Source organism: Paenisporosarcina cavernae, assembly GCF_003595195.1.
GTDB classification, from domain to species: Bacteria; Bacillota; Bacilli; order Bacillales_A; family Planococcaceae; genus Paenisporosarcina; species Paenisporosarcina cavernae.
This window is the reverse complement of record NZ_CP032418.1, coordinates 12,501-31,052: the sequence shown is the minus strand read 5'-3', so window position 1 is coordinate 31,052 and position 18,552 is coordinate 12,501. Positions and strand designations below refer to the sequence as shown.

Annotated in this window: 14 protein-coding genes, 1 tRNA gene, 2 rRNA genes, 1 other RNA gene and 1 other annotated feature (1 of these 19 cut by a window edge); of the genes, 15 read left to right on the top strand and 3 right to left on the bottom strand. The window is 42.6% G+C overall.

Features of this window, described 5'->3' with window-relative positions:
* Positions 1–239: 239 nt before the first annotated feature.
* From D3873_RS00210 to D3873_RS00190, 5 genes are all read left to right on the top strand, one after another.
* Positions 240–3,172, top strand: a 23S ribosomal RNA gene (locus D3873_RS00210).
* Positions 3,173–3,264: 92 nt separating this feature from the next.
* Positions 3,265–3,380: ribosomal RNA gene (rrf, locus tag D3873_RS00205) — 5S ribosomal RNA — on the top strand.
* Positions 3,381–3,815: 435 nt separating this feature from the next.
* Positions 3,816–4,292, top strand: a complete 477-nt coding sequence (locus D3873_RS00200; RefSeq protein ID WP_119884432.1) for a glutathione peroxidase — start codon at positions 3,816–3,818, stop codon at positions 4,290–4,292.
* 101 nt (positions 4,293–4,393) lie between these two features.
* Complete coding sequence (gene guaB / locus D3873_RS00195) at positions 4,394–5,860, top strand: IMP dehydrogenase (RefSeq protein ID WP_119882114.1); 1,467 nt, start codon at positions 4,394–4,396, stop codon at positions 5,858–5,860.
* 141 nt (positions 5,861–6,001) lie between these two features.
* On the top strand, positions 6,002–7,342 hold the full coding sequence (locus tag D3873_RS00190) for a serine hydrolase (RefSeq protein WP_420798990.1): 1,341 nt from the start codon (positions 6,002–6,004) through the stop codon (positions 7,340–7,342).
* Between the two features lie 34 nt (positions 7,343–7,376).
* Here D3873_RS00190 and pdxR read toward each other — a convergent pair whose 3' ends face one another.
* Complete coding sequence (gene pdxR / locus D3873_RS00185; protein ID WP_119882112.1) at positions 7,377–8,801, bottom strand: MocR-like pyridoxine biosynthesis transcription factor PdxR; 1,425 nt, start codon at positions 8,799–8,801, stop codon at positions 7,377–7,379.
* 316 nt (positions 8,802–9,117) lie between these two features.
* On the opposite strand from pdxR, the gene D3873_RS00180 reads away from it, so the two are divergent.
* The 3 genes from D3873_RS00180 to D3873_RS13610 all read left to right on the top strand — a co-directional run bounded on the left by D3873_RS00180 (position 9,118) and on the right by D3873_RS13610 (position 12,914).
* Positions 9,118–10,776, top strand: a complete 1,659-nt coding sequence (locus tag D3873_RS00180) for a M4 family metallopeptidase (protein WP_119882111.1) — start codon at positions 9,118–9,120, stop codon at positions 10,774–10,776.
* Between the two features lie 48 nt (positions 10,777–10,824).
* Positions 10,825–11,045, top strand: a binding site (T-box leader).
* A 67-nt stretch (positions 11,046–11,112) separates the two neighbouring features.
* A complete protein-coding gene (serS, locus tag D3873_RS00175; RefSeq protein ID WP_119882110.1) occupies positions 11,113–12,387 on the top strand; it encodes a serine--tRNA ligase in 1,275 nt (424 codons plus the stop codon).
* Positions 12,388–12,782: 395 nt separating this feature from the next.
* Positions 12,783–12,914, top strand: a complete 132-nt coding sequence (locus D3873_RS13610) for a hypothetical protein (protein ID WP_274379955.1) — start codon at positions 12,783–12,785, stop codon at positions 12,912–12,914.
* Between the two features lie 95 nt (positions 12,915–13,009).
* On the opposite strand, the gene tadA is transcribed toward D3873_RS13610, so the two are convergent.
* Positions 13,010–13,495: a tRNA adenosine(34) deaminase TadA gene (tadA, locus tag D3873_RS00170; RefSeq protein WP_119882109.1), complete on the bottom strand. Its 486-nt coding sequence runs from the start codon at positions 13,493–13,495 to the stop codon at positions 13,010–13,012.
* A gap of 144 nt (positions 13,496–13,639) precedes the next feature.
* On the opposite strand from tadA, the gene D3873_RS00165 reads away from it, so the two are divergent.
* Positions 13,640–14,278, top strand: a complete 639-nt coding sequence (locus tag D3873_RS00165) for a deoxynucleoside kinase (protein WP_119882108.1) — start codon at positions 13,640–13,642, stop codon at positions 14,276–14,278.
* Positions 14,275–14,943, top strand: a complete 669-nt coding sequence (locus tag D3873_RS00160; RefSeq protein WP_119882107.1) for a deoxynucleoside kinase — start codon at positions 14,275–14,277, stop codon at positions 14,941–14,943. Before D3873_RS00165 ends, D3873_RS00160 begins: the two co-directional genes overlap by 4 nt.
* A 194-nt stretch (positions 14,944–15,137) precedes the next feature.
* Here D3873_RS00160 and D3873_RS00155 read toward each other — a convergent pair.
* A tRNA-Ser gene (locus D3873_RS00155) sits at positions 15,138–15,230 on the bottom strand.
* 115 nt (positions 15,231–15,345) lie between these two features.
* On the opposite strand from D3873_RS00155, the gene ffs reads away from it, so the two are divergent.
* From ffs to D3873_RS00130, 5 genes are all read left to right on the top strand, one after another.
* An RNA gene (ffs, locus tag D3873_RS00150) (signal recognition particle sRNA large type) lies at positions 15,346–15,613 on the top strand.
* A 103-nt stretch (positions 15,614–15,716) separates the two neighbouring features.
* A complete protein-coding gene (gene dnaX, locus D3873_RS00145; protein WP_119882106.1) occupies positions 15,717–17,468 on the top strand; it encodes a DNA polymerase III subunit gamma/tau in 1,752 nt (583 codons plus the stop codon).
* 16 nt (positions 17,469–17,484) lie between these two features.
* Entirely contained in the window at positions 17,485–17,808 is a 324-nt protein-coding gene (locus D3873_RS00140) for a YbaB/EbfC family nucleoid-associated protein (protein WP_119882105.1), read from the top strand.
* Between the two features lie 11 nt (positions 17,809–17,819).
* The gene (recR, locus tag D3873_RS00135) at positions 17,820–18,416 is read left to right on the top strand and encodes a recombination mediator RecR (RefSeq protein ID WP_119882104.1); all 597 of its coding nucleotides are present in this window, start codon (positions 17,820–17,822) and stop codon (positions 18,414–18,416) included.
* Positions 18,417–18,428: 12 nt separating this feature from the next.
* Positions 18,429–18,552: the 5' portion of a YaaL family protein gene (locus D3873_RS00130; protein ID WP_119882103.1), read on the top strand. The gene runs 89 nt beyond the window's last position; the window shows 124 of its 213 coding nt (coding positions 1–124); it begins with the start codon at positions 18,429–18,431; its stop codon lies off the right edge, out of view.

Here is an 18,552-nt window from a genome sequence, read left to right as displayed (position 1 = left end):
GGTTCACAAGAAAAGCGGAATGAGGCATGATAGGCCGACTACCACTTTGGACCTGCGACTGCGTCATCTTGATGACGAGGGAGTAGGGAAAAGAGGTTGCGGACTGCCGAGTGAGCTAGACAGTGAAAACTTCAAACTTGTTCTTTGAAAACTGGATAAAACGACATTGAAAGCAACACATTGTAAGTAAGATTCAAGGTGAACAGTTTTTAAACTGTTTCCATGCAAGGCTTATTAACGGTTAAGTTAATAAGGGCGCACGGTGAATGCCTTGGCACTAGGAGCCGAAGAAGGACGGTACGAACACCGATATGCCTCGGGGAGCTGTAAGTAAGCATTGATCCGGGGATTTCCGAATGGGGAAACCCACTGTTTTTAATCGAGCAGTACGTTTACGTGAATTCATAGCGTAATCGAGGCACACCCAGGGAACTGAAACATCTAAGTACCTGGAGGAAGAGAAAGAAAAATCGATTCCCTGAGTAGCGGCGAGCGAAACGGGAAGAGCCCAAACCAAGAGGCTTGCCTCTTGGGGTTGTAGGACACTCAATACGGAGTTACAAAAGAACGGGGTAGGCGAAGCGATCTGGAAAGGTCCGCGAAACAAGGTAACAGCCCTGTAGTCGAAAGTTCGTTCTCTCCTGAGTGGATCCTGAGTACGGCGGAACACGTGAAATTCCGTCGGAATCCGGGAGGACCATCTCCCAAGGCTAAATACTCCCTAGTGACCGATAGTGAACCAGTACCGTGAGGGAAAGGTGAAAAGCACCCCGGAAGGGGAGTGAAAAAGATCCTGAAACCGTGTGCCTACAAGTAGTTAGAGCCCGTTAATGGGTGATAGCGTGCCTTTTGTAGAATGAACCGGCGAGTTACGATTGCGTGCAAGGTTAAGCTGAGAAGGCGGAGCCGTAGCGAAAGCGAGTCTGAATAGGGCGAATGAGTACGTAGTTGTAGACCCGAAACCAGGTGATCTACCCATGTCCAGGGTGAAGGTAAGGTAACACTTACTGGAGGCCCGAACCCACGCATGTTGAAAAATGCGGGGATGAGGTGTGGGTAGCGGAGAAATTCCAATCGAACCTGGAGATAGCTGGTTCTCTCCGAAATAGCTTTAGGGCTAGCCTCAAACGTGAGAATCCTGGAGGTAGAGCACTGTTTGGACTAGGGGCCCATCCCGGGTTACCGAATTCAGACAAACTCCGAATGCCAGAGATTTATGTTTGGGAGTCAGACTGCGAGTGATAAGATCCGTAGTCAAGAGGGAAACAGCCCAGACCACCAGCTAAGGTCCCCAAGTAATTGTTAAGTGGAAAAGGATGTGGCGTTGCTTAGACAACCAGGATGTTGGCTTAGAAGCAGCCATCATTTAAAGAGTGCGTAATAGCTCACTGGTCGAGTGACGCTGCGCCGAAAATGTATCGGGGCTAAACAATTCACCGAAGCTGTGGATTGACACCGTAGGTGTCAGTGGTAGGAGAGCGTTCTAAGGGCGTTGAAGCTAGACCGGAAGGACTGGTGGAGCGCTTAGAAGTGAGAATGCCGGTATGAGTAGCGAAAGACGGGTGAGAATCCCGTCCACCGAATGACTAAGGTTTCCTGAGGAAGGCTCGTCCGCTCAGGGTTAGTCGGGACCTAAGTCGAGGCCGATAGGCGTAGACGATGGACAACAGGTTGATATTCCTGTACCACCTCCCCGCCGTTTGAGTAATGGGGGGACGCAGTAGGATAGGGTAAGCGTGCCGTTGGTTGTGCACGTTCAAGCAGTGAGATGTGGAATGAGGCAAATCCCGTTCCTATAACATTGAGCTGTGATGACAAGGACCACTTGGTCTGGAGTTCCTGATTTCACACTGCCAAGAAAAGCCTCTAACGAGGCGGGAGGTGCCCGTACCGCAAACCGACACAGGTAGTCGAGGAGAGAATCCTAAGGTGATCGAGAGAACTCTCGTTAAGGAACTCGGCAAAATGACCCCGTAACTTCGGGAGAAGGGGTGCTCTATTAGGGTGTTAAAGCCCGAGAGAGCCGCAGTGAATAGGCCCAGGCGACTGTTTAGCAAAAACACAGGTCTCTGCAAAACCGTAAGGTGACGTATAGGGGCTGACGCCTGCCCGGTGCTGGAAGGTTAAGAGGAGTGCTTAGCGCAAGCGAAGGTGCGAATTGAAGCCCCAGTAAACGGCGGCCGTAACTATAACGGTCCTAAGGTAGCGAAATTCCTTGTCGGGTAAGTTCCGACCCGCACGAAAGGCGTAACGATCTGGGCACTGTCTCAACGAGAGACTCGGTGAAATTATAGTACCTGTGAAGATGCAGGTTACCCGCGACAGGACGGAAAGACCCCGTGGAGCTTTACTGTAGCCTGATATGGAATTTTGGTACAACTTGTACAGGATAGGTAGGAGCCTAAGAGCCCGGAGCGCCAGCTTCGGAGGAGGCGTCGGTGGGATACTACCCTGGTTGTATTGAACTTCTAACCCATACCCGTAAGCCGGGTAGGAGACAGTGTCAGGCGGGCAGTTTGACTGGGGCGGTCGCCTCCTAAAGTGTAACGGAGGCGCCCAAAGGTTCCCTCAGAATGGTTGGAAATCATTCGTAGAGTGTAAAGGCAGAAGGGAGCTTGACTGCGAGACCTACAAGTCGAGCAGGGTCGAAAGACGGGCTTAGTGATCCGGTGGTTCCGCATGGAAGGGCCATCGCTCAACGGATAAAAGCTACCCCGGGGATAACAGGCTTATCTCCCCCAAGAGTCCACATCGACGGGGAGGTTTGGCACCTCGATGTCGGCTCATCGCATCCTGGGGCTGTAGTCGGTCCCAAGGGTTGGGCTGTTCGCCCATTAAAGCGGTACGCGAGCTGGGTTCAGAACGTCGTGAGACAGTTCGGTCCCTATCCGTCGTGGGCGTAGGAAATTTGAGAGGAGCTGTCCTTAGTACGAGAGGACCGGGATGGACACACCGCTGGTGTACCAGTTGTTCTGCCAAGAGCATCGCTGGGTAGCTATGTGTGGACGGGATAAGTGCTGAAAGCATCTAAGCATGAAGCCCCCCTCAAGATGAGATTTCCCATTACGCAAGTAAGTAAGATCCCTCAAAGACGATGAGGTAGATAGGTTCGAGGTGGAAGCGTGGCGACACGTGCAGCTGACGAATACTAATCGATCGAGGACTTAACCAAAACGAGTGGAACGTCGCAAGACGTTTCCACCGAACGTGTTCTTTCAATGACGTTTATCCAGTTTTGAGTGAACAAACACTCTAACAAAATAATCCAGTGATTATGGCAAAGAGGTCACACCCGTTCCCATACCGAACACGGAAGTTAAGCTCTTTAGCGCCGATGGTAGTTGGGGGTTTCCCCCTGTGAGAGTAGGACGTCGCTGGGCTACTAAGGAATTCTTCTTATGAAGAGTTCCTTTTTTATTGGAGAAAAGTTCTTTTCAAAAAGGATGATTTTCGCACGCGAAAATCTATTAAATGTATCTATCAAGCTGGAACAGAATCGTATCAACACTATTCAAGAAATACGAAAAAGTAGCTCCTACAAGCGCGAAATCCCGTTCTATCGACAGCTAATCAGCCCATATCAGCACTTGTAGAGTATCTATCAGCAATAAATACCTTATATCGGCGCGTCAGCCCCAAGAGACGTTTTTCAACAACGCATAAGTCTACCAAACCTTAAAAAATATCACTCCTTGAATTCGTAGTTAGCAATGTACTAACTTCTCTAAACATATTTCGCAATCATATTTGTTGTATCCTTGCACTTTTCATTCTATGGTGGAATTAGTTATTTACCGAAAGGAATGGGAATGAAGATGACATCAATTTATGATTTTAGCGCAGTTCGTGCAGATGGAACGGAAGTAAATTTAAGTGAATTTAAAGGGAAACCAATGATTATTGTTAATACTGCTAGTAAGTGTGGGTTTGCTCCACAGTTTGAAGAATTGCAAAGTTTACATGAGCAATATAAAGAAAAAGGATTAGTCGTTCTTGGGTTTCCAAGTGATCAGTTCAGTAACCAAGAATTCGATAATATGGAGGAAACGATGCAGTTTTGCCAAATGAATTATGGCGTTTCGTTTCCAATGTTTAAAAAGGTGGATGTAAAAGGGAATGATGCACATCCTTTGTTTAAGTTTTTAGTATCGGAGAAAAAAGGATTGCTGACGGAAGATATTAAGTGGAACTTTACAAAGTTCTTGATTGATCCGGAAGGAAATGTAGTGAAGCGATATGCTCCGCAAACTTCTCCTAAAAAGATGGAAGAAGCAATCACGAATTATTTGTAGGAAAAATCGGAATACTCTTTCTTCTGTTGATTTCTTGACACTCTATATTTGCGCTGATAACCTTACAATAATATTTAGCAGCATAGGAGGAGTCGTGTACCATGTGGGAGTCGAAATTTGTAAAAGAAGGATTAACTTTTGATGATGTTTTACTAGTGCCAGCGAAGTCGGAAGTATTGCCAAAAGATGTGAATTTGTCGGTTCAATTAACGGAAAAAATTACCTTAAATATACCGATTATTAGTGCTGGAATGGATACGGTAACAGAAGCAAAAATGGCGATTTCCATGGCTCGACAAGGTGGGCTTGGAATTATTCATAAAAATATGAGTATGGAAGAGCAAGCTGAGCAAGTTCAAACGGTTAAACGTTCTGAAAATGGTGTCATCACTGATCCATTTTACTTAACTCCTCAACATCAAGTATATGACGCAGAACATTTAATGGGAAAATACCGTATTTCCGGTGTTCCGATTGTCAATTCAATGGAAGATCAGAAATTAGTGGGTATTTTAACGAATCGTGATTTACGTTTCATTCAAGATTACTCGTTAAAAATCGAAGAAGTGATGACGAAAGAAAAATTAATTACGGCTGCTGTTGGAACAACGCTTGATGATGCAGAAAAAATTCTTCAGCAATATAAAATTGAAAAACTTCCAATCGTGGATGAAGATGGAACGCTAAAAGGGTTAATTACCATTAAAGACATTGAGAAGGTAATTGAATTTCCAAATGCGGCTAAAGATAGCTATGGACGACTATTAGTAGGTGCAGCAGTTGGTGTGACGTCTGATTCGTTAAAACGTGTAGAACACTTAGTAAAGGCTGGTGTGGATGTCATCGTGATTGATACGGCTCACGGACATTCGCAAGGGGTTTTAGATACTGTTCGCGCCATTCGTGAAGCGAACCCAGATTTAGATATTATTGCTGGAAATGTTGCGACTGCAGAAGGAACGAAAGCGTTAATCGATGCAGGTGTAGATGTCGTGAAAGTCGGTATCGGACCAGGCTCTATTTGTACGACTCGCGTGGTTGCTGGAGTTGGTGTACCACAGATTACTGCCGTATACGATTGTGCTACGGAAGCTCGTAAGCATGGCAAGACGATTATTGCAGACGGAGGAATTAAATACTCCGGAGATATCGTGAAAGCTCTGGCTGCGGGTGGACATGTCGTTATGTTAGGTAGTTTACTTGCCGGAACGACGGAAAGCCCTGGGGAGACAGAGATTTTCCAAGGTCGCCGTTTTAAAGTATATCGTGGAATGGGTTCTGTTGGAGCGATGGAAAAAGGCTCGAAAGATCGCTATTTCCAAGATGATGCGAAAAAATTAGTGCCGGAAGGTATTGAAGGTCGTCTTGCTTATAAAGGTCCTTTATCCGATACTATTCATCAGTTAGTTGGGGGTATCCGTGCCGGAATGGGATACTGTGGAACTAAAGATTTACAGGACTTACGTGAGAATGCACAATTCATTCGCATGACGGGAGCAGGGCTACGAGAAAGCCACCCGCATGATGTTCAGATCACGAAAGAAGCTCCAAATTATTCTATTTCATAAATAATCCGAAACTTTAGCACCTGTTTTGCGTCTAGTTATTAGGCAAAATGGGTGCTTTTTTCTATGTGTAGTGCCCGTCCTCGCAATTCTGTGCTAAAATGAGCAGTGGAAATGAAATAGAGAATGTTGGAGGTTCTAGTATTGAAAACAGCAAAGAATGCTTTTATTCGCTTTGCGTTATTACCTGCTCTTGTATTGAGCATGTTTGTGATGCAGCCAAAAGGAACAGAAGCAGCAGATAACTTAAATTTATTAGTCGACGGTGCTATTTTAATTGACGCGGATTCCGGAAAAATTCTATATGAGCAAAATGCAGCGACACCACTTGGTATCGCAAGTATGACAAAGATGATGACAGAGTATCTTTTGTTTGAAGCAATTGAAGAAGGAAACGTGACGTGGGATCAACAGTATTCCGTAACGGATTATACATATAAAATTTCGCAAGATCGTGTGTTAAGTAACGTTCCATTGCGTCGTGATGGAACGTATACCGTGCAAGAATTATATGAAGCAATGGCGATTTATTCGGCCAATGCTGCAACGATTGCAATTGCCGAAACAATTGCAGGAACCGAAACGCAGTTTGTAAAGATGATGAATGAAAAAGCAGAAGAGTTAGGGCTAGAAGATTACCGGTTCGTTAACTCAACTGGTTTAAGTAATACTGACTTACAAGGCATGCATCCAGATGGTACAAAACCAGAAGATGAGAATGTCATGTCTGCACGTTCCACTGCGAAGCTTGCGTACCGTTTGTTAAAGGACTATCCAGAAGTGTTGGATACAACGCAAATTCGTACGAAGCAATGGGTAGAAGGTACAAAAATGGACAACTGGAACTTCATGTTACCAGGTGCAGTGTTTGAGTATAAAGGCGCTGTAGTAGATGGACTGAAAACAGGTACGACAAACTTTGCTGGTCATTGTTTCACAGGAACTGCGAAAAAAGGGGACATGCGCTTAATCGCGGTTGTTATGAAAGCGGTAGATAGTAAAGGTGTTGGTTCGTATAAAGCTCGTTTTGATGCGACTGCTGCACTTTTCAATTACGGATTTTCTCAATTTTCGAAAGAGGAATTAGTTCCTGCAGGATATACGTTTGAGAAACAAAAAACGATTCCAGTAATTAAGGGAAAAGAAGATAAAGTAAAAATTGCGGTGAAAGATCCAATTGAAATGGTTATTAAGACAAGTGAAAAAGATATGTATCAAGCCGTTTTTGAGAAAGATAGTAAGAAGTTAAAAGATGGAGCTTTGGAAGCAGATGTAAAAGAAGGTACAGTAGTAGGTTCCGTGAACCTTGAAAAAGCGGAAGGAGAAGACTACGGTTTTGTTAGCGATCAAGATGCTATTTCGTCTGTTGTAACGACGGAAGCGGTAGAGCGCGCAAACTGGTTCTCTCTAACTATGCAAGGCATTGGGCATTTCTTCAGTAATCTATTTGGTGGAGCTAAAGATTTTGTCGTAGGTTTGTTTTAAGTGATAAAACCGAAAGTCTAAAGAGGAAAACTCTTTATGGACTTTCGGTTTTTTGCTTTTTAGGGATGTTCCAAACGCGAAACAGTTCGTCGATGGAATGTGGAATCATTTCTATAGGTATTCCTCCAAAGCCTAACAAAAATTGGGGAGAATCTGTTAATCGAGAGGTTTTCCGAAATTGATGCATTGCAGCGATAAAAATATCATTATTAAGTGCTTGATCAAGCAATGTCTCTTCTGAGACGTTTGTCGAAATGGTGATCACGATATGCATACCAGATTGTTCACCGCTAAATTGTACAATAGGGGAATAATGCGACAACGTTGCGAGCACCACATGCAGTTTTTTCCGGTAGGTTGCCCGCATTTTGTTTAGGTGTTTGGAAAAATGCCCATCTCGCATAAATGCCGCTACCAATTGTTGATCCATTCGAGGAACGGTACAAGAGTAAGAAGAAAATAACTCTTCAAATTGCCCTACCAACTTCATTGGTAACACGGCATAGGCAATCCGCAAAGAAGGCATCAATGATTTAGAAAAGGTACTTAGATAGATAACGCTCCCTGCTCGATCCATACCTTGTAGGGAAGGAATAGGCAACCCTTCGTAGCGAAATTCACTATCAAAGTCATCTTCCATAATGTAGCGGTTCTCGCCGTTTAGTGCCCAGTTCAACAGCTGTGTTCGTCGGTTAACAGGTAAAACAGCTCCTGTTGGAAACTGATGAGATGGTGTGACGTAACAGACAGAAGCAGACGAGTTTTCTAATTTCTCCACGTCAATTCCGTCTTCATCCACAGGAATAGCAATTGTTTGAATACCGTTGTTTTCAAATATACGCTCCGTCATGGCATATCCAGGGTCCTCTAACGCAACGATTGCTTGTGGATGAAGTAAAGAAATTAGTTGGGGAAGTAGTTGTTCCGTTCCTGAGCCGATCACGATTTGATCCGCATGACAACGTACTCCACGTGAGGTATACAAATAAGCCGCTATTTCTTGTCGAAGTTCACTATCTCCCTTTGAATCCCCGGTCAATAAATACTCTTGGAAGGTTTCATCCCAAAGTTCTTTCGCATATTTCCTCCACGTTCCATATGGAAAATACATCGTATCAATCGCAGCGGAAGAAAAATTAATTCGAAAGGACTTCCGCTCTGGGGTGGGACGAGCAGCTTCTTCTGTTCCGTTTTCGATGTATGCTAATTCCTTTACATTTTCTACGTAATATCCCCTGCGACTAATCGCCGTGACATACCCTTCTGCGACTAATTGTCCATAAGCTAATTCCACCGTTGTTTGGCTGATGGAAAGATACTCCGATAATTTTCGTTTCGCAGGAAGTCTACTTCCAATTGGCAGTTCTTTGTCGAGGATTGCTTGTTTGATATTTGTGTAAAGCTGCTCATACAAAGGAGTGCTAGATGCTTTATGTAAATGAATAAACCGTAAATCCATCTTATCTTCTCCTTTATTGAAGACCTATTCACAACTTGAATCAGATCCTTGATATGTCTAAGTATACTGAAAGAAAGGGTTCAACTCTAGTTGTGTGAAAGGAGTTTTTACGGTTAAAAAGATCGATGAACATTCTACTAATTGTGTCCAATTTACTTACCTATTGTTGGCAACTAATAAAATTATTGGTCAATATTCCCATTTCATCCTACAAAAAATACTGTAAGTTTCCTATATATTCTGAATATTAAAAAAGGTATTATTCTAATCAGTCGATATAATTCGGCGGATTACTAGATTAGAGGAGTGAAGTTTAGTGAAGAAGAAAAAATCAGTAGCAGTAGGATTAGCAGCAACCTTGGCTTTCTCAGCATTTACCCCGGTATTAGCAGCAGAGAACCCAGCAGGAGCAGAGAAGGTTTCGTATAATGCATATTCGAAAGCACCTAATTTTGTTTCGGGTAAACTTTCCGCAGCATCGAGCAAATCCGCAAAAGAAATCGTATTCGAATATTTAGCAAAGTCTGAGTCCACGTATCATTTTGGACAAGATATCGCGAAAAGTGTCAAAGTATTAAGTGAAGAAAAAGACGAGTTAGGATTCACACATGTTAAATTACAACAAGTACATAAGGGAGTTCCTGTTTACGGAGCGATTATCTCTGGACATGTTGATCAAAACGGTGTGTTACTAGCAGTTTCTGGAGAAATCGTTCCAAATCTTCCAACCAAAAAAGCATTGCAAAACAGCACTCGCGTTAAAAAAGAGGAGGCTGTACAAACTGCGTTAGCGGATTTATCGGCGAAAATTGGAGGAGCGCCAGAGCTTGAAAAAGCAGCAAAACCTGCGTTTGTCATTTATGCTAAGGAAGGAAATGTTTCATTCGCCTATGAAGTAGAGTTTGAGTTCTTGTATCCTGAAGCAGGAAACTATCATTATTTTGTAGATGCTACTACTGGTGCCATTTTAGAATCGTATAATCAGATTCATGAAGCAAAACCAACTGCTGGACCAACGCAGTTAACTGGGACAGACACGATCGGTTCTGGTAAAGGGGTGCTTGGTGACACGAAAACATTTAACACGTTAACCAATTCTGACGGCAACTATTTAGTGGATCGTACGAGAGGGAATGGTATTTTCACGTATGATGCATCAAATCGTACACGTACACCAGGAAGTCTATGGTTAGATGCTGACAATGTCTTGAATGCGTCATATGATGCCCCGGCAGTAGATGCACATAGCTATGCTGCTCAAACGTATGATTATTATCAAGATGTGTTTAACCGAAATAGTTATGATGGAAAAGGAGCAAAATTAGTATCAACCGTTCACTATAGTCGAAGCTATAACAATGCGTTTTGGAGTGGATCACAAATGGTCTATGGTGACGGTGATGGTTCGACATTTATCCCGCTATCTGGTGCACTCGATGTCATTGCGCACGAGTTAACACACGCAGTGACGGATACAACGGCGGATTTAGTGTATCAAAACGAGTCTGGTGCGATTAATGAATCGATTTCCGATATTTTCGGAACATTAGTAGAATATCATTTCAATAACAATCCAGACTGGTTGATTGGAGAAGATATTTATACTCCGACAAAATCAGGAGATGCTTTACGCTCGATGGCTGATCCAACCATAAATGGAGATCCAGATCATTATTCTAAACGCTATATCGGAACATCTGATAACGGTGGGGTTCACTGGAACAGCGGAATTTCGAACAAAGCTGCGTACTTACTTGCAAATGGTGGAACGCATTACGGAGTAAACGTGACTGGAATTGGCAATAAAAAAGCGGGAGATATTTATTACCGTACATTAACTGTTTACTTAACTCCGAATTCAACATTCAGCCAATACCGCGCTGCAGCAGTTCAAGCGGCGAGTGACTTATTTGGTGCATCAAGTAGCGAAGTAGCAAGTGTGAAAGCGGCATTTACAGCAGTAGGCGTTCAATAAACACTTGCGAAAATTTTCGTCGTGTAGTAAAGTAGTGTAAATTTCACATGAAATACGATGACGAGAACTAGTAACGAGGAATGTTTTTTCTAGAGAACTGACGGTTGGTGCAAGTCAGTAAAAACACTTGTGAATCCATCTCTGAGTAGCGCAGCTGAACGATTTATCGCTAGGTTGCAGCCGGTTGTAACAGGCCGTTATGAAACAAGCGGATAAACAGTACTGTTTATCAATTTGGGTGGTATCGCGGGTATGCTCTCGTCCCTTTTTATAAGGGACGAGGGCTTTTTTTATTCCCAAAATGTTTCGTCATCGTACAACTAAGGAGGAAAGCACATGTTAGATGTAAAACGCATTCGAGAAAATTACGAAGAAGTGAAAAAGGTGTTAGAAACGCGAGGAGAAGATTTAGGAACGTTCGACCAATTCGAAACGCTTGATACGAAACGTCGTGAATTGATTGCAAAAACAGAAGTGCTAAAAGCGGAACGAAATGAAGTGTCAGGACAGATTGCACAAATGAAGCGCAACAAGGAAAATGCAGATGATGCAATTCTCCGTATGCGTGAAGTTGGAGATGAAATTAAGGCAATTGACGAGGAGTTACGTGAAGTAGAAGAGAAATTTACGGATATGATGATGCGTTTACCGAACATTCCACATGAGAGTGTACCAGTTGGTGACTCAGAGGACGATAACGTCGAAGTACGCACGTGGGGAGAAACGCCAACATTTGACTTTGAAGCGAAACCACACTGGGATATTGCGACGGATCTTCAAATTGTCGATTTCGAGCGTGCAGCGAAAACTACTGGAAGCAGATTCTTGTTTTACCGCGGTTTAGGTGCAAGACTTGAACGTGCATTGATGAACTTCATGCTCGATTTGCATACCGAAGAGCACGGATATGAAGAAATGTTGCCGCCATATTTAGCGAATCGTGCTAGTCTAACAGGAACTGGGCAATTACCGAAATTTGAAGAAGATGCTTTCTTAATCGAGAAAGAGGATTTCTTCTTAATCCCTACTTCTGAAGTAACGGTAACGAACTTCTTCCGTGACGAAATTCTAGATGGTGATATGTTGCCAAAAGGATTCGCAGCATTTAGTGCGTGTTTCCGTTCAGAAGCAGGATCTGCCGGACGAGACACGCGTGGGTTAATTCGCCAGCATCAGTTCAACAAAGTGGAAATGGTACGCTTTGTGCATCCAGAAAAATCATATGATGAATTAGAAAAGTTAACTGGTCATGCTGAAAAAGTTCTACAATTGCTTGGTCTTCCATACCGAGTATTAAAAATGTGTACTGCCGATTTAGGATTTACTGCAGCGAAAAAATACGATGTGGAAGTGTGGATACCAACACAAAATATGTATCGTGAAATTTCTTCTTGTAGTAACTTCGAAGACTTCCAAGCACGTCGTGCGAATATTCGTTTCCGTAGAGAAGCGGGAGGAAAAGTGGAGTATGTGCATACATTAAACGGAAGTGGTCTTGCGATTGGTCGTACAGTAGCGGCTATTTTAGAAAATTACCAACAAGCAGATGGATCTGTTGTGATTCCAGAAGTGTTACGTCCGTATATGGGTGGAAAAGAAGTCATTAAGTAAGCGAAAAGAAGCTAGGACATTACTAGCATTATGTCTTGTTCTCGACCAACCGTCGAAAGTGTCGCAGGTGGCGCTTTCAAGAACATGGATGTTCGCATGCCGAAATACGACATGGATGTCGTGTCTTTTCGGCCATAAGGCGGCACGAACTCAACTAATTCACTTCGACTGCGGTCGAAGCGAATGGATTTTCGTGTCGTACTGATCGCCCAGGAGTCGCACCTACTCTACACTTTCGACTTTTTCATAATAGAGGGCTCGAGAACATCCCGCCTGATAGTGGGGATGCACGAGTCCTCTGTTTTTGTTCCACAAAAAAGAACACTTCTGATTCAATTAAGTTACTAAGCAAAATTCATATCGAAAGAAGTGTTCTTATAGTTAAAGATCATATGATGAATCAACTCATTTTATCTTTAGATGTAGAAGTTACATTAAAAGAAAATGATATCGTCTTCACCATCAACCGTCTGGTTGAGAGCAGTCTAGAAGATGCTTCGATGCCTTCAGCCGTCAACCTACAATAATACACCAAAGAATGGGAGGAAATCTAAAGATCCTTTGGCTTTTTAACCAAAATGAGCAGTCCGTTTTAAACGGACTGCTCATTTTAGTTCAGAGACTAGTTATGTCCCTGCCTCTTCTTTTTTTGCTCGCGTAGTTGGCGGAAAAAGGAAGTTAAAATGGACCCAGTTTCATCCTCTAGAACTCCCGCTGTTACGGTACATTCGTGATTGAATCTAGAATCGTTCAATAAGGAATAAAGGGAATGAACGCAACCTGCTTTCGGATCCGTCGCCCCGTACACAACCCGAGGAATGCGGGATTGTAAAATAGCCCCAGCACACATCGGACAAGGCTCTAAGGTCACATACAAGGTCGTATTTTCTAAACGCCAGCTACTTAACTCTTCACACGCCTGTTCGATAGCGAGTAGTTCTGCATGCGTCGTCGCGCGTTGTGTTGTTTCGCGCAGGTTGTGCGCTCTAGCGATAATGCGGTCATCTTTCACGATAATAGCGCCAATAGGTACTTCGCCTAATGCGCCAGCTTTTTCTGCTTCAAAAAGCGCTTGCTGCATATAGTGTTCATCGAGTGTTCGTGTCATTGTATTCTCTCCTTGCCAATAGTGTATCACGGAAGACTCCATTTCTTTCGACTTAATTGTCTTAAAATGTCTATTTTTCGACAGACTCCTATGATAAAATGAAGGACATTGACTGATTAGAATTTATTCAAGGGGGAACTTCTGATGCCGATTCCATTTATAACGGTTGAAGGTCCGATTGGCGTCGGAAAAACATCGTTGTCAAAAGCCATTGCAGATGCAAATCACTTTCATTTATTGAAAGAAATCGTGGATGAAAATCCATTTTTGAATAAATTTTACGAAGATATTGAAGAGTGGAGTTTCCAAACAGAGATGTTCTTTCTTTGTAACCGGTACAAACAATTAGGGGATATTCAAACGAAATTCATCTCCCATGATCAACCGGTTGTTGCAGACTATCATATTTTCAAAAACCTCATCTTCGCAAAACGCACGTTACCAGCTGAAGAATATGCCAAATATCATGCGATTTACTCGATTCTTACCGCTGATATGCCACGTCCTAACATGGTAGTGTATCTTCATGCGAGTTTAGATACACTCATGAAACGAATTGCATTACGTGGTAGGGAATTTGAAAAAATGATTACGGCAGATTATATGGAACAGTTATCCGCTGATTACCATACCTTCATCCAACATTTTGAAGAAACACATCCGGATATCCCTGTCTTGCGATTTAATGGAGACGAGATTGATTTTGTTCAAAACAAAGGTGATTTAGCATTTATTTTAGAAGAAGTAAACAAAACGTTGAATAAAAGGAGTCTCCACGCATGAATTTACGAGAAAAATACGGCATTCCACAAAATGCTGTCATCACCATCGCAGGTACAGTTGGTGTAGGAAAATCGACCATGACAAAAGCATTAGCAGAGGCGTTAGAATTTCGCACATCCTTTGAAAAAGTGGATGCGAATCCATATTTAGATCGTTTCTACGATGATTTCAAAAAATGGAGCTTCCATTTACAGATATATTTCTTAGCGGAACGTTTTAAGGAACAAAAGCGTATTTTTGAATATGGTGGGGGATTCATTCAAGACCGTTCGATTTATGAAGATACCGGTATTTTTGCAAAAATGCATATGGAAAAAGGTACGATGGAAGCGACAGATTATGAGACGTATACGAGCTTATTTGATGCGATGGTGATGACGCCATACTTCCCTCATCCTGACTTACTTATTTACCTAGACGGTTCCATTGAGGATATCTTATCGCGCATTCAACTTCGTGGTCGTCCAATGGAACAATCGACACCAGTGGAATATTGGTATGAAATGCATGAGCGATATGAAAACTGGATCAATAATTTTAATGCATGCCCAGTGTTACGTTTAGATATTAAAGAATATGATTTGATGAAAAATCCGGAAACAGTGGAACCAATTATCGAAAAAATTGGCTCATTTTTAACTCAAACGGCTGTTTTACGTAAATAATAGAAACGCTTCTTGCTATTGCCAGTGAAAAGGCGATAAGCAAGAAGCGTTTTTCATTTATAAAATAAGAAATAACAAAAAAGGCACCTCCTAAGAGGTACCTTCAAAATATTCAGACACATTTCGCTTGAAGAAAATTCGTTACAGAAGCAACGAATCAATCCCCATATATATGCGCGTGTTTGTTGAAAAAATGGAGGAGGAAGAGGGATTCGAACCCCCGCGCGGTATGACCCGCCTGTCGGTTTTCAAGACCGATCCCTTCAGCCAGACTTGGGTATTCCTCCGTGTCAACAAAATATAATTTATCATGTGAGGAATTAAGTGTCAACAATTTTTGTGAAAAAACTTTTCGATGCTGCGATTTGATTTTTCTACGTGGCTTTCGTATACTAATTAATGCCGTGCTAGGTGGGAAGGTAGCGGTGTCTTGTAACTCGCAATCCGCTCTAGCGAGACTGAACTCCTTCTCTGAGGCGATTAGATATGTAGGGTCTGACTTATGCACGTAGTGTTGACGTCTGGGTCCTGCGCAATGAGTACCCATGAACCATGTCAGGTCCGGAAGGAAGCAGCATTAAGTGGTTTTTCTCATGTGCCGCAGGGTTACCTTCACTGAGCTAACGACATATGTAGCGCTTATGTTCTTTCGACGAAGGAAGGTGCACGGCATTTAAATTATCTGGTAAAGCATTTGTTCTTAGCCGAACAAATGCTTTTTTATGTTATACTAAGTAAGTTGAAATAATAGCTAGTAGAAGGAGAGAGAATCGTTGGCATATCAAGCTTTTTATCGTGTTTATCGGCCGCAGACGTTTGAAGAGATGTCGGGTCAAGTACATGTGAAACAGACATTGCAAAATGCTCTCCTTTATCAAAAAACAACCCATGCATATTTGTTTTCTGGACCACGAGGGACTGGAAAAACAAGTGCAGCGAAAATATTTGCGAAAGCATTGAATTGTGAAAATCGTCAAGGCGCTGAGCCGTGTAATGAATGCTCGTCCTGTGTTGGGATTATGGATGGATCGAATACCGATGTCATTGAATTCGATGCTGCCTCTAATTCTCGTGTGGAAGAAATTCGGGACATTATAGAACGTGTGCATTACGCGCCTTCTAGCTCTAAATATAAAGTGTATATCATTGATGAAGTGCATATGTTATCCAATAGTGCATTTAATGCCCTATTGAAAACGTTAGAAGAACCTCCAGCGCACGTGATCTTCATTTTAGCAACGACCGAACCACATAAATTACCTTTGACGATTATCTCGCGCTGTCAACGGTTTGATTTTAAGCGCATTTCGTCTGCGGAAATTGTCGATCGTATGAAAACTATTTTGATGGATTCAGACATTCCGTATGATGAAACTGTTTTGAAAGTAGTTGCACAAGCTGCCTCTGGTGGAATGCGAGATGCTCTAAGTATGCTCGATCAAGTAGTGTCGTTTAGTTCGGGTCAAATGTCGATGGAAGATGCATTGTTAGTGACAGGTTCTATTGGGCAGGAAGTCTTTTTTGATATCTCGGAGGCTTTATTGCAAAAAGAAATAGGCAATGTTTTGACACTCGTGGATCAGTTAGTGAGAGACGGTAAAGATCCGGTTCGACTAACAGAAGATTTCATCACTTTCTTTCGAGATTTGTTGGTAATCAAAACTGCTCCTTCCTTAGATGAATTATTAGAACTCGCGACAGCAGAAGAAAAGTTCCAGCAACTTGCGGAAAGCTTTCCAGCAGAAACCCTCTATTCGTATATCGAGATTCTGTCACATGCTAGTCAAGAAATGCGATACTCGAACCATGCGAAAGTGTATTTAGAGACGGCTATGTTGAAAATGTCGCAAACCGCAAGTATGGAAAGTGGAAAAACAACCGCTGTAGAAGTTCAGCCATTTCTTGAAAAGATTCAACAGCTTGAAAAGAAATTTAATTTACTAGAAGAACAAGTGCGAAAGGGTGTGCCAACTGGAACGGTTGCTACGCCTGCTGCTTCAAAACCTCGACAATCACGCGGGAATTCACGAACGAAGTTTAATGTACCAACTGGACGCATCATAGAGGTTTTAAAGACCGCAACAAAAGATGATATTCAAGTCGTCAAAAGTAGTTGGGCTCACTTACTACAAAGTATGCCTAAATCTCACTCTGCACTTTTACATGAAGCAGAGCCAGTAGCGGCATCTCCGACTAGTTTTGTGTTAAAATTCACCTATGACATACACTGTCAGATGGCAGCGGACAATCAATCATTTACAAGCAGCTTTGGTGAATTAAGCCAGCAACATTTAGGGAAAGTGTACGATGTACTCTTTGTCCCGGAAGAAGAGTGGCTAAAAATACGGGAAGAATTTATCCGTAGTAAAGGGAAGCTTTCCGTTAATGATTTACCTAGTGAAACTGAACAAGCTGCAGAGCAATTGATGGACTTTCTTCACGAACAAGAGAAGGAAGAAGACCCGCTTGTTACAGAAGCAGAAAAACTATTTGGAAAAGATTTCGTCGAAGTACACGACGACTAACTAAGGAGGAAACACAATGCGTGGTGGAATGGGAAATATGCAAGGTATGATGAAACAAATGCAAAAAATGCAAAAGCAAATGGCGCAAGCTCAAGAAGAACTTGCGGAACAACGCTTTGAAGGAGTAGCTGGTGGCGGAGTGGTGAAAGTAACTGTTTCAGGTCACAAGCAAGTATTAGAAGTAGCGTTAGATCCATCCGTAGTAGATCCAGAAGATGTAGAAATGCTACAAGATTTAATCGTTATCGCAACGAATGAAGCAATGAAAAAAGCAGAAGATACAGCGAACTCCACGATGGGACAATTCACGAAAGGATTGAACCTCCCTGGCATGTTCTAGGAGGAATATACATGCACTATCCTGAACCAATTGCAAAACTGATTGATAGTTTTATGAAATTGCCAGGTATCGGGCCGAAAACAGCGGCTCGACTGGCGTTTTTTGTGTTATCGATGAAAGAAGACACCGTTCTTTCATTCGCCAAAGCATTAGTTGATGCGAAACGAAACTTGCACTACTGCTCTATTTGCGGTCATATAACGGATGTTGATCCGTGCCAAATATGTTCGGATCACAGCCGTGATGATTCTTTGATATGTGTCGTGCAAGATCCGAAAGACGTTATTGCGATGGAGAAAATGCGCGATTATCGCGGTAAATACCATGTGTTACATGGGGCAATTTCTCCAATGGACGGCATTGGGCCAGAGGATATTAATGTTCCGCCATTGTTAAAAAGACTCCAAGATGAAACAGTCATGGAGTTAATCCTTGCAACAAACCCAACCATTGAAGGGGAAGCAACCGCGATGTACATTTCTCGTTTAGTCAAGCCTTCTGGCATTCGCACTACTCGAATTGCGCACGGTCTTCCAGTTGGTGGAGATTTAGAGTATGCAGACGAAGTTACGTTATCAAAAGCGCTTGAAGGCAGAAGAGAGCTGTAAGGAGAGAACAGGATGTTTTTCAAGAAGAATAAATTGAAAAAAGAATTCGATCAAAAGTTAATCTCCTTAATGCGTTCGACGAATGAGGAATGGCACCAATCGATCCGTGTGGAAGAACTTTTAGACGATTACGACT